Consider the following 2396-nt stretch of genomic DNA (forward strand, 5'->3'; position numbering starts at 1 on the left):
GCTCGCCGCCGCCGAGGCAGGCCGCCCGCGCAGCCTGCCGGGACTCGACGCGGCCCTGCCCGACCGCACCATCACCCCCGGCGACCTGCTCGACCTGCCGGGCCGCCGGCTGCGCGCGATCTGGACCCCGGGCCACACCCCCGGCCACGTGTGCCTGCACCTGGAGGAGGAGCACCCCGCCCGACTCGCGGGCACGGGTCGCCTGTTCAGCGGCGACCACGTGCTGCCCGGGATCACCCCGCACATCGGCCTGTACGAGGACCCGTCGGTCGAGGAGGGCTCCACCGATCCGCTCGGCGACTACCTCGCCTCGCTCGAACGCATCGGCCGGCTCGCCCCCGCCGAGGTCCTCCCCGCCCACCAGCACCCCTTCACCGACGCGCCCGCGCGCGTACGGGAGTTGCTGGACCACCACGAGGAACGCCTCACGGACCTGCTCACGCTGCTCGCCGCGCCGCTCACCCCCTGGCAGCTCGCGGAGCGCATGGAGTGGAACCGCCCGTGGGAGCAGATCCCGTACGGGTCGCGGAACATCGCGGTCTCGGAGGCCGAGGCGCACCTGCGGCGGCTGGTGAAACTGGGGCGGGCCGAGGCCGTGACGGGCAGCGATCCACTGACCTACGTCGCGACGCCCTGAGCCGGTGCCGGGCCCTCCCCCGCGCCCGGTCGATCTTTGCTTCACGTGGATGGTCCGCGCGTCCCCGCAGGCGTATGGTCTGGCTCTCAAGAGCTCGTATGAGCTGGAACGACGAGGGGGCGCCCGCCGATGACGCCGGACGAGGCCGTGGTCGGCTGCACGGGGAAATTGGTCGTCGGCACACGCGGGACCGGTGGGCCGGGTGAGGTACTGGTGAAGGTCAGGGGCGGCACCGAGACGTTTCTCGCGTACTCCGACGAGCCTCTGCAACGGGGGGCCGGCGTGCTCGTGATCGAGTCGCTCGGCAGCCGCCGCGTCACCGTCATCGCCTGGCGCGACCCACTGCTGGACCCGCTGGCGGGAGACGGCGACGGCGGGGCCCGCTAAGGAGACGTCAAAGGATGTTCGGATATCGCGTTCCCGCACCCGACGAGGCGATGCTGATCTCGGGGGGCAGGCGGGGACTTGGGGGAGCGCCGTTCCGCGTCGTCACCGGGCACGGGAAGTTCGTCCTGCCCGTGTTCCGCAAGACCCGTTTCCTCTCCCTCGCCATGAGCGAGGCGGAGGTCGTGGAGAAGTGCGTGACCCGGCAGGGCATCGCGCTGACCGTCCGGGCCGTCATCGCCTTCAAGGTCGGCAACGACAACGAGTCGATCGTCAACGCCGGTCAGCGCTTCCTCTCCGACCAGGAGCAGATGTCGGTCCTGACCGGGCGGATCTTCGCCGGTCACCTGCGGTCGATCATCGGCTCGATGACGGTCGAGGAGATCGTCACCGAGCGGCAGAAGCTGGCGACCGAGGTGCTCGACACGTCCAAGGCGGAGATGGCGAAGATCGGGCTGCACGTCGACTCGCTGCAGATCCAGTCCATCGACGACGGGCAGACCGGCTACATCGAGGCGATGTCCCAGCCGCACAAGGCCGCCATCCGGCGCCAGGCCCAGATCGCCCAGGCGCAGGCCACGCAGGCGTCCGCGGAGGCCGAGCAGGCGGCGGCGCGCAAGCAGGCCGAGTTCGCCCGGCAGACCGCGGTCGTGCAGGCCGAGTACAGCGCCGAGGTCGACCGGGCCAAGGCGCAGGCCGACCAGGCGGGGCCGCTGGCGCTCGCCAACGCGCAGCAGGAAGTACTGGCCGCACAGACCGAACTGGCGCTCAAGCAGGCCGAGTTGCGCGAGAAGCAGCTCATCGCCGAGATCGTGAAGCCGGCCCAGGCGGACGCGGAGCGCATCCGGGTGCTGGCGACGGCCGAGGCCGAGCGGATGAAGATCCAGGCCGAGGCGGCGGCGTCGTACGACCGGGTCGCGCTCGACCGGATGCTCATCGACCAGCTGCCGCAGATCGTGAAGGAGGCGTCGGCGGGGCTGGCCGGGGCCAACGTGAACGTGCTGAACGGGGCGGACGGGCTCGGGGAGATCGCGGCCGGTCTCGTCGGGCAGGGACTGACCATTCTCGACTCCGTGCGCAAGAACCTGAACGGTGATGAGGCCAACGGTGCGGCTGGCGCCGCCATCGAGCGGTATCTGGGTACCGCTCGGCCGGACGATGACGGGCCCGTCGACATCAGGTGACGTTGCCCTCCCGGGGGGGGTGGGGTGGCTCGTGCGGCGTCGGCGACGTCGGGCTGAGCGCGCCGTTCCCCGCGCCCCTGGCGGGGTGGGGCGAGCCCTGGGCGGTTTGTGCGGGGTGGGTGCGGTCGGTGTGTGGGTGCGGCGCCGTCGGGGCTGGGCGCGCCGTTCCCCGCGCCCCTGGCGGGGTGGGG

General features: G+C 72.2%; 3 protein-coding genes. All 3 read left to right on the plus strand.

Translation table 11 applies throughout. The features are described from left to right. Window positions 1–637: MBL fold metallo-hydrolase (locus tag G3I40_RS32460; protein ID WP_164306200.1), on the plus strand; the 637-nt coding region annotated here is incomplete at its 5' end. Window positions 638–766: 129 nt separating this feature from the next. Next, on the plus strand, window positions 767–1024 hold the full coding sequence (locus G3I40_RS32465) for a hypothetical protein (RefSeq protein WP_164306201.1): 258 nt from the start codon (window positions 767–769) through the stop codon (window positions 1022–1024). 14 nt (window positions 1025–1038) lie between these two features. Then, complete coding sequence (locus G3I40_RS32470; protein WP_164306202.1) at window positions 1039–2205, plus strand: flotillin family protein; 1167 nt, start codon at window positions 1039–1041, stop codon at window positions 2203–2205. The last annotated feature ends 191 nt before the right edge of the window (window positions 2206–2396 follow it).

Source organism: Streptomyces sp. SID14478, assembly GCF_010548525.1.
In the GTDB taxonomy this organism is placed as follows: Bacteria; Actinomycetota; Actinomycetes; order Streptomycetales; family Streptomycetaceae; genus Streptomyces.